This is a genomic window from Embleya sp. NPDC050154 (assembly GCF_044460165.1).
Classification (GTDB): domain Bacteria; phylum Actinomycetota; class Actinomycetes; order Streptomycetales; family Streptomycetaceae; genus Embleya.
Genome location: NZ_JBITJP010000021.1, coordinates 196,574 through 205,479 on the forward strand (window position 1 = coordinate 196,574; position 8,906 = coordinate 205,479).

The 8,906-nt window shown below is 72.7% G+C and carries 6 protein-coding genes and 1 pseudogene; 4 read left to right on the forward strand and 3 right to left on the reverse strand.

The window, feature by feature from the left end:
• Positions 1–40 precede the first annotated feature (40 nt).
• Positions 41–1,207 carry a peptidoglycan recognition protein gene (locus ACIBSV_RS35890; protein WP_395870652.1) on the forward strand — a complete coding sequence of 389 codons (1,167 nt, stop codon included), beginning with the start codon at positions 41–43 and terminating at the stop codon, positions 1,205–1,207.
• 22 nt (positions 1,208–1,229) lie between these two features.
• Here the strand turns inward: ACIBSV_RS35890 and ACIBSV_RS35895 are convergent, their stop codons facing one another.
• Positions 1,230–2,468, reverse strand: coding sequence for a glycosyltransferase (locus tag ACIBSV_RS35895; protein ID WP_395870654.1), 1,239 nt, complete (start codon positions 2,466–2,468; stop codon positions 1,230–1,232).
• Positions 2,469–2,550: 82 nt separating this feature from the next.
• On the opposite strand from ACIBSV_RS35895, the gene ACIBSV_RS35900 reads away from it, so the two are divergent.
• Both ACIBSV_RS35900 and ACIBSV_RS35905 read left to right on the forward strand, forming a co-directional pair.
• Positions 2,551–3,480 (forward strand): DNA-3-methyladenine glycosylase family protein, encoded by a 930-nt coding sequence (locus ACIBSV_RS35900; protein ID WP_395870656.1) that lies wholly within the window; start codon positions 2,551–2,553, stop codon positions 3,478–3,480.
• Positions 3,481–3,664: 184 nt separating this feature from the next.
• A pseudogene (locus ACIBSV_RS35905) lies at positions 3,665–4,108 on the forward strand (SRPBCC family protein); the annotation flags it as partial.
• Positions 4,109–4,465: 357 nt separating this feature from the next.
• Here the strand turns inward: ACIBSV_RS35905 and ACIBSV_RS35910 are convergent.
• Together ACIBSV_RS35910 and cofD are read right to left on the reverse strand one after the other, a co-directional pair.
• Entirely contained in the window at positions 4,466–5,800 is a 1,335-nt protein-coding gene (locus ACIBSV_RS35910) for a coenzyme F420-0:L-glutamate ligase (RefSeq protein WP_395870658.1), read from the reverse strand.
• Complete coding sequence (gene cofD / locus ACIBSV_RS35915) at positions 5,800–6,762, reverse strand: 2-phospho-L-lactate transferase (RefSeq protein WP_395870660.1); 963 nt, start codon at positions 6,760–6,762, stop codon at positions 5,800–5,802. Before cofD ends, ACIBSV_RS35910 begins: the two co-directional genes overlap by 1 nt.
• Positions 6,763–7,436: 674 nt before the next feature.
• Between cofD and ACIBSV_RS35920 the strand changes: the two genes are divergently transcribed.
• Positions 7,437–8,435, forward strand: coding sequence for an NAD-dependent epimerase/dehydratase family protein (locus ACIBSV_RS35920; protein WP_395870662.1), 999 nt, complete (start codon positions 7,437–7,439; stop codon positions 8,433–8,435).
• Positions 8,436–8,906 lie beyond the last annotated feature (471 nt).

The following is an 8,906-nucleotide window of genomic DNA, read 5'->3' on the forward strand; positions in this document are numbered from 1 at the left end:
ACCCGTAGAACTCGACCACCCCACAATGGAGGGTCTGCCCGTGTACACCAGAATCGCGTTGTCGATCGCCGCCCTCGCCGTACCCGCCGTGCTGCTCGGACCGCCCGCGCAGGCCGACCCGCGGCCGAGCACCCCCGGCTCGACGGTGACCCTCCCCTTGGCCGGCATCGAACAGGAGCCGGACGCCGACGCGCCGCGCACCGGCCGGACCGAGGTGCTGACCACCGAACGCCACACGCCCGCCTACTCGTTGCTCGGCGTCACCTGGGCCGGTTCCGGCACGGGCGAACGCGTCGTGGTGCACGTACGCACCCGAACCGGCGGGGTCTGGAGTCCGTGGCGCGAGCTGCACGCCTCGCACGCGGGTGGCGACGGCGGCACCGGCGGCGGGGACGTCGATCGGGCGGGAGCCGGCGGGCGAGGCGGTACCGAGCCGTTCTGGGCGGGCCCCTCCGATGGCATCCAGATCCGGGTGGGCGTGCTGGAGGGGGTGTCGCCGAAGGACCTGCGCGCCGAACTGGTCGATCCCGGCGAGTCGATCCTGGACCGCATGCCCCCGCTCCCGGGCCTGCCCAAGCGCACCGACGGCCGCGCGGTCAAGGGCCACGCCATCGAGCCGGCGATCGTCGCGCGCAAGGACTGGGGCGCGGACGAGTCGCTGCGCGACGCGAAGTTCAAGTACACGAACACGGTCCGGGCCGCGTTCGTGCACCACACCGCCGACGGCAACGACTTCTCGTGCAGCGACTCGGCGAAGGTGCTCCGGTCGATCTACCGCTACCACGTCAAGACCAACGGCTGGGCCGACGTGGGCTACAACTTCCTGGTGGACAAGTGCGGGACCATCTTCGAGGGCCGCGCCGGCGGCACCGACAAGCCGGTCCTGGGCGCACACACCCTCGGGTTCAACACCGACAGCATGGGCGTCGCCGCGATGGGCACCTATACCAAGGCCCAGCCGCCCGGGCCGATGCTGATCTCCCTGTCGAGGCTGCTCGCGTGGAAGCTCGGCCTCGACGACCGCGACGCCAAGGGCAAGGTCACCCTGACCTCGTCGGACGGCGGCAGCCGCTACCCGAAGGGCACGACGCACTCGTTCGACGTGATCTCCGGGCACCGGGACGCGTTCAACACGGAGTGTCCGGGACAGGCGCTCTACGACGAACTGGGCGCGATCCGTCGGGATGTGGCGCTGCGGTTGGGGTGAGCGACGGGGTGGCCGCGGGCGGTCAGGATCGTTTTTCGACGATCTCCCGGAGCCGTTCCACGAGCGGTTCCACCACCGCCTCGGGTACGAAGCGTTCGCGCGCGAGGGCCGCTGCGGCGGCACGCAGCCGGGCCACCTCGGCCGGATGCTGGGCCAGCCGGCGCAGCGCGTCGGCCAGCGCGTCCGAGTCGCCCGCGGGGACGAACAGCCCGGCCGGGCCGAACAGTCGGCGCTGCGGCGCGGTGTCCGAGGTGAGCACCGCACACCCCGCGGCGGCTCCCTGGAAGACCTTGTTCGGGACCAGCCGCAGCGCCTTGGCGCCGGTCCCGAACACGCCCAGACATACGTCGTGCGCCGCGACCAGACGCGGCAGTTCGGCCTCGGGCACCCAGGTCCGCCAGGTCACCCGGGGAGCGTTCGGCCCGACCAGGTCCCGCGTTCGCTGCGCCTGGAGACCTCGGCCGATCATCGTCACGGCGATCGGGTAGCCGTCCAGGCGGCTCAGCGCGGCACCGATCACCGGTGCGCCCTGGACCGGCGAGTACAGCCCGAACGAGATCACCCGCAGGTCCTCACCGGGGCGGAAGTCCGGCACGAAGTCCATGGGGGGATCCGGGGAGGGATCGATGGCGGGTTCGGTGGCGGGATCGGTGGCGAGGTACGGATCCGTGCGGGGATCCGTCGGGTGATCCCGATCCGCCCGGTCACCCGGTCCGAGGTCCGAGGCCGCGTCGAACCACACCTGCGGCGCCCCGATCGGTACCACCACGGCCCGCTCACGCTGCGCCGGCGCGAGTACCCGGCGGTGCTCCTCGGTGTCCACCAGCACCAACCGGGCCGCCGCGATCGCGGCCTGCTCGATCCGGTCGACCTTGCGCAACTCGGCCTGAGCGGCCTGGCCGAGCCGGTCGGCCACGTCGTCCACGCTCTCCAGATGGTCCAGCACCAGGGGGATGCCCGGGAACAGCCGCCGGGCGATCTGGATGTCGAGCCGGCCCTGATAGCCGACGATCACCACGTCCGGACGCGGCGCGCGCCGGGCCTTGGCGACCAACTCCGCGATGCACCGCGCGTGCCGTATTCGCTGGCGCGGGATCCCCGGATGGGCCGACGGCGGCGGGACCATCGGCCCCGCGTCCATGTGCCCGAGGGGGACATTGCAGGTCACCACCTCGATACCGTGGCGCCGTAAGCCCTCGATGAGAATTCCCACCCGGGGGTGGACGGTCGTGTCATAGGTGCCGAACGCCATCACCCGCATAGGTGAAGTCTGCTCTGCGCACATCGGGGCAAAACCGGGAAGGTACGGTGGCGGTCCCGACCCGGACCGCGAGGAGAGCCCGTTGCACCCGAGTGCCCTCCATCGTGTGTGGCGTCCCGGCTTCGCGATCGACCTGCGGCTCACCGTCGGCCAACTTCGCCGCGGCCACAGCGACCCGACCTACCACGCGGGCACCGACGGCTCGGTGTGGCGTACCTCGCGCACCCCGGACGGCCCGTGCACGCTGCGCCTGATCGACCGCCCCGCGACCGGCGAGATCGAGGCGAGCGCGTGGGGCCCGGGTGCCGAATGGCAGCTCGACGCGCTGCCGGCGCTGCTCGGCGCCGAGGACGACCCGACCGCTTTCGTGGCCCTGCACCCGATCGTCCGGGACGCGGAACGTCGGTTCGCGGGACTGCGGATGCCGCGCACGACGCTGGTCCTGGCCGCGCTGGTGCCCTCGATCCTGGAGCAGAAGGTCACCACGATCGAGGCCCGTCGGGCCTTTCGGCTGCTGCTGGGCAAATACGGCGAGGCGCCGCCTGGGCCCGCCCCGGCCGGTCTGCGAGTGGTGCCCGACGCCCGTACGTGGGCGATGATCCCGTCCTGGGACTGGGCCCGTGCCGGCGTCGACGGGCGCCGCTCGCGCACCGTGATCGAGGCGACCCGGGTGGCCGGACGACTGGAGGCGACCACGGGCGTCGCGCATCCCGAGGCGGCGCGACTGATGCGCCTGGTGCCCGGGATCGGGGTGTGGACGGCGGCCGAGACGATGCAGCGCTCGCACGGCGATCCGGACGCGCTGTCGGTGGGCGACCTGCACCTGCCCAAGACGATCGGCTTCGCGCTGGCCGGGCACGCGGTCGACGACGCGGGCATGTTGGAGCTGCTCGCGGGCTATGCGGGGAACCGGCATCGGGCCGCGTTGTTGATTCGCATGTCGGGGGTGAAGGTGCCGCGGCGGGCGCCGCGCTTCGCACCACGCCCGCACTTCGTCGGCAAGGCGTTGTGAGGATCGGTGTTGTGAGGACTGTGTTGTGAGGACCGTTGTGAGGACCGGTCGATGCCGGGACCGGGCAACGCGAGCGTGATGCGCCACGTTTGTCCCGGAGGGCCTCGGGCAGCCGTTCGGGTGAAGGACCCGGCTGTGTAGCACCGCAGCGGGAACCGACACCGAGAACGAGGAGGAAGTGCTCGTGACGACCGTCCAGCACTCGATCGACGTGGACGTGCCGGTCCGCACCGCATACAACCAGTGGACCCAGTTCAGGGAGTTCCCGCAGTTCATGAGCGGGGTCGAGCGGATCGACCAACTCGACCCGACGCACACCCACTGGGTGACCCGAATCGCCGGGGTGACCCGGGAGTTCGACGCCGAGATCACCGAACAGCGACCCGACGAGCGGGTCGCCTGGAAGACCCTGGACGGCCCGCACCAAGCCGGCGTGGTCACCTTCCACCGGCTCGACGACGTGCATACCCGGGTGATGCTCCAGATGGAGTTCGACCCCGACGGTCTGGTCGAGACGGTCGGGGACAAGCTCGGCTTCGTGCGTGGTCGCACCAAGGGCGACCTCGAACACTTCAAGGTGTTCGTGGAGAAGCAGGGCCACGAGACCGGAGCCTGGCGCGGAGAGGTGGCGCCGCCCGGCAGCCTCGGCTCCGCCGACGGGCCGCGCACGTCGCCCCCGCCCTATGACAGCCCCGGCATGTCGCCGACCCCCGGGCGTACCGGAGCCCCCGGCGGCGGGCACATTCCGCCGCCGCGCCCGCAGGCCCCGCCGACCATCGGTGGAGCCTCGGCAGGGGGTCACTGATCACGGCGTGAAGCCCCCGGACATCGGCCGGACATCGCTCCCGACTCCACGTCGGCGGCGGTGCGGGTCCACCGAATCCGGGCCGGCAGCGCCAGGCGGCAGAGACCGTGCGAAAGGGGTGGGCCCGCCATCGATGACGATGGCGGGCCCACCCCTCCCGCGTACCGGACACGGCGCAGCTCAGCGCACCACGATCACGTCGTCCGCCGAGCGGGCCGGGCGCTCCCGGGGCGGCTCCGCCGGGCGGCCCACCGCGATGGCGCCCATCGGATCCCAGTCGGGGGGCAGGGCGAGCGTCGCGCGGACCACGTCCGGGCAGAACATCGTCGAGGACACCCACGCCGACCCCAGGCCCTCCGCGGTCAGCGCGATCAGGAGGTTCTGTACGGCGGCGCCCGCCGAGACGGTGAACATCTCCCGCTCGGCGCCGGCGCGTACCGGGTCCGGGTAGGTGTGCGCGCCCTCGGTGACCAGGCACGGCACCACCAGGTACGGCGCCGCGCGCAGCACGTCGCCGCGCTTGGTCCGGCGCGCGATCCGGTCCTCGTCCAGCCCGTCCGCGCGCAGGTCGGCCACCCACGCGTCGCGCATCGCGTCGAGCAGCGCGGTCCGGGCGGACGCGCTCTCCAGGAGCACGAACCGCCACGGCACGGTGTGGTGCGGCGCCGGCGCGGTGATCGCGGCGGCGACCGCACGGCGGACCGCGGCGGGGTCGACCGGCTCGTCGGTGAACGCGCGCACCGTACGTCGCGCGGTGATCGCGGTCCGGGCGCCCTCGGCGATCGCCTCGGCCGTGCCCAGGCGGAACATGTCGTCCTGGGCGTCGCGTACCAGCGGGCGCACTCCGGCGCCGTCCGCGTCGGTGACCAGGCGGTCCAGGCCGCGCACGATCGCCACCGGGACCGCGCCCGCCTTGCCCTTGACCAACTCGGCCGCGCTCGCGAGTTCGTCCACCACCGCGGTGATGGTCACCGCGAGCTGGTTGCCGTGCGTGTCGGTCCGACCCCGGTGGTCGTCCACCGCGTCCAGCCCCGCGACGCCGATCGCCACGTCGGTGACCCCGTTGCGCCAGGGCCGACCGAAGGTGTCCGAGACGACGACGCCCACCCGTACGCCGGTTCGCTCGGCCAGCGCCGCACGCAGTCGGCGCGCCGACGCGTCCGAGTCCTCCGGGAGCAACAGCAGCGTGCCGGGCTCGGTGTTGGAGGCGTCCACACCCGCCGCCGCCATCACGAAACCGTGCCGGGTCTGCACTATCCGGGTATCGCCCCGGCGGGCGACCACGCGCACCGCCTCGGCGTCGATCACCTTCTCCCGATCGACCCCGCGCAGCAGCCGGCCCTCGGCCTTGCTGAGGATCTTGGAGGTGACCACGAGGACGTCGCCGTCGAGCAGGCCGGGCCCGTCCGGCCCCGTCGCCGCGTCCGCGATCAGCCGGGCCAGGTCGGCGCCTTCGCCGATCTCGGGCAGGCCGGCCAGCCCGAGTACCGAGTAGCCGCGCGGCGGGGCGCCCATCAGCGCACCTCGTCCGCGAGCGCGAGCGCGGCGCGGGCCATCTCGGCGGTGGCCTCGACGTCGGTCATCAGCAGCGGGATCGCCCGGCACCGGATGCCGGCCGCCTCGACGGCGAGCACCGCGTCCGCGTCCGCGGTGTCCACCAGCCAGCCGTCCAGCAGGCCGGGCCCGTAGTGCTGTGCGACGGCCGCCGCCGTCGTCTCGACCCCGACCGCCTCCAGGACCCGGTCGGCCATCCCGCGCACCGGCGCGCCGCCGATGATCGGGGACAGCCCGATCACCGGCGCCTCCGCGGCCACCAGCGCTTCCCGGATACCGGGCACGCCCAGGATGGTGCCGATGCTGACCACGGGATTGGACGGCGGGAACAGGATCAGGTCGGCCTCGGCGATCGCCTCCAGCACGCCGGGCGCGGGCTTGGCCGTCTCGATCCCGACCGGCACGATCGCGTGCGCGGTCGGCGCGGCACGCAGCCGGACCCAGTACTCCTGGAAGTGGACCGCCTTGCGGGTCCCGGGCTTGTCCGCGTCGTCGACCACGACGTGCGTTTCCACCCGGTCGTCGCTCATCGGCACGAGCCGGACGCCGGGCTGCCACCGCGCGCACAGCGCCTCGGTGACCGCCGACAGCGGGTAGCCGGCGGCGAGCATCTGGGTCCGCACGATGTGCGTCGCGTAGTCCCGGTCGCCGAGCCCGAACCAGGTCGGTTCGACGCCGTACGCGGCCATCTCCTCGCGAACGCTCCAGGACTCGTCCCGGCGGCCCCAGCCCTGCTCCTCGTTGATGCCGTCGCCGAGCGTGTACATGACGGTGTCGAGGTCCGGGCACACCTTGAGCCCGAACAGGTGGATGTCGTCCCCGGTGTTGCCGACGACGGTGATCTCCGCTTCCGGAACGGCCGCCTTGAGACCCCGCAAGAACCGGGCCCCACCGATGCCGCCGGCAAGTACAACGATGCGCATGGGGCCAGTCTCGCAGGCTGCTTGTCGGGCGACTTCGTCGCCGGCTCGCGAGGGGCTGTTTGTTGGGCGACTTCGTCGCCGGCTCGCGAGGCACCGCTTTTTCTTTCCCCCGCTTCGCTCCTCCAAGAAAAAGCGGTGCCTCGCTCGGGGCTTCGTGTCCCTCCGCTTCGCTCCGGGTCACGAAGCCCAAGCTTGCGGCTCCGCCGCTCTCCGCGCTTCGCGCGTCGATCACTGGGGTGGGCGCGGGTCGGGGGCGCTGACGCGCCGGGGGTGCGCGGTCGGGGTGGGCTGGGGCGGGTGTCTGAGCCTGGGGCGGTGGCGGGGGCGTGGGGGTGGGGGTCCGATGCACGCGTGGCGTTACTGCGGGGGAGGACGCGCCGGGGTGGGTGTGGGTCGTGGGTGTGGTGGGTCGACGGTGGCGGGGTTGTGGGGGAGCGAGACAGGCGGCGTGACGTTACCGCAGGGAGAAGACGTGCCGGGGGCGGGCGCGTGTCCCCGGATGGGACGGCCGAACAGCCGGGGTCGTGGGTGTGGTGAGTCGGAGGCATTGGGGGCGTGGGGTGGCGGATCGTCGCGTCCGCGGCGCGGGCGGGGGGGTGTGTGGGTCTTACGAACGGGTGACGTTGGTGTGGTTGGGGGGTTTCGGGGGTGTGTGCGTGTCTAGCGTTGGCGGTATGCGAATCCTGGTTACCGGCGGCGCCGGGTTCATCGGAGCACACGTGGTCGAGTGTTTGACCGAGTCGGGGCATGACGTGCGGGTGCTCGACGTGGTGGAGGTCGAGGGCGTGGACGCGGTGCGGGGGGACGTGCGCGATCCGGCGGTGGTCGATCGGGCGTTGGTGGGCGTGGACGCGGTGTGCCATCAGGCGGCCAAGGTCGGGTTGGGGCTGGACCTGAACGACGCGCCGGACTATGTCGGTTGCAACGACCTGGGCACCGCGGTGTTGCTTGCCGCGATGGCGCGGGCGGGGATCGGACGTCTGGTGTTGGCGAGTTCGATGGTGGTGTACGGCGAGGGCCTGGGGCATTGCGTCGAGCACGGTGAGGTGATGCCGGGTCCGCGGCCGGTCGAGGATCTGATGGCCGGCCGCTTCGAGCCGCCCTGCCCGACCTGCGGGCGCGCGGTCACTCCCGGCCGAATCTGCGAGGAGGCCGCACCCGACCCGCGCAACGTGTACGCCGCGACCAAGCTCGCCCAGGAGCACCTGGCCGGCGCCTGGGCCCGGGCCACCGGAGGCGTGGCCACCGCGCTGCGCTACCACAACGTGTACGGCCCGAGGATGCCGCTGGACACCCCCTACGCCGGCGTCGCCGCGATCTTCCGCTCGATGCTGCGCGCCGGCATGCCGCCGAGGGTGTATGAAGACGGCGGCCAACGCCGCGACTTCGTCCACGTCCGCGACGTCGCCACCGCCAACCTGGCCGCCCTGGACCGCTCCGGCCACGGCCTGCGCACCTACAACGTGGCCACGGGCGTCCCCCACACGGTGGGCGAAATGGCCACCGCACTCGCCAAGGCCCACGCCGGCCCCACCCCGATCACCACCGCCGAATACCGCCTCGGCGACGTCCGCCACATCACCGCCTCCGCGGCCCGCCTGGAATCCGAACTCGGCTGGCAAGCCCAAACCGACTTCGCCACCGGAATGGCAGAGTTCGCCACCACCACATGACCCCTGGCCCACCCACCGACACAGCCCCACACTCAGCACTCACCCCAACTACCCACCCCCGCGCTCCAGACAAGCCGCCCACCCACAACGCCGACCCGGGCCCGTCGATCCGCCCCACACACAACCCCGCCACCGTCGACCCACCACACCCACGACCCATTCCCACCCCAGCGCGTCTTCCCCCGCAGTAAGGCCACGCGTGCGTCGGACCTCCACCCCCACGCCCCCGCCACCTTCGTCTCACCGCGCCGTCGGCCCACCCCCGCCGCGACCCACCCGCCCCGACCGCGCACCCCCGGCGCGTCAGCGCCCCCGACCCGCGCCCACCCCAGTGATCGACGCGCGAAGCGCGGAGAGCGGCGGAGCCGCAGAACTTGGGCTTCGTGGCCCGGAGCGAAGCGGAGGGACACGAAGCCCCGAGCGAGGCGCCGCCTTTTTTCTCGGAGGAGCGAAGCGGGGGAGAGAAAAAAG